Consider the following 691-nt stretch of genomic DNA (forward strand, 5'->3'; position numbering starts at 1 on the left):
GCGGCGAGCGTGACGCCAACGAGCGCGACGACACGGCCGGTGAACATCACCGCATCGCCGTAGGCGCGGGCCAAGGTCAGGCCCCGGCGCTGGCCTGCGAGTTGCACCGACAGCAGGTACAACGCGTAGTCCACGCCGATGCCCACGCCCAGCGCAATCACCGGCAGCGTTGCGACCTTCACGCCGATGCCCAGCCACACCATCAGCGCCTCGCACAGGATGGAGGTGACCACCAGCGGGATCACAGCCACCAGCACCGCACGCCAGGATCGGAAGGTCAGGAAGCACAGTGCGATCACGGCGGCGTAGACATAGAGCAGCATGGTCCTGTTGGCCTGATGCACCACGATGTTGGTCGCCGCCTCGATGCCCGCCGAACCGGCCGCCGGAAGGATCTGCACCACGGCCGGATCGGTCGGATGGTCCTTGACGAAGTTCTCCACCACCGCGAGCACCTTCTGCAGCGTCTCGGCCTTGTGGTCCGAGAGGTAGGCCACCAGCGGCATCACCGAGCATTCGACGTTGAAGAGCTCCGGATTGTTCACCGTCGCCTGCTGCGCGCCGTAGTTCAGCACGTCCTGGTTGCGGCTGATGGTCAGCCACTTGGGGTTGCCTTCGAAGGAGCCGGCGGTGATCTGGCGCACCACGTCCTGCAGGCCGAGCGTCGCGCGCACTTCCGGGAGCTGCTGCA

General features: G+C 66.4%; 1 protein-coding gene. It reads right to left on the reverse strand.

Going from position 1 to position 691, the window contains the following annotated elements; genetic code table 11:
• The coding region (locus tag AC1DN9_RS30045; RefSeq protein WP_478106019.1) for an MMPL family transporter at positions 1–691 on the reverse strand (691 nt) is incomplete at both ends.

Source organism: Variovorax sp. 05L425, from assembly GCF_056397705.1.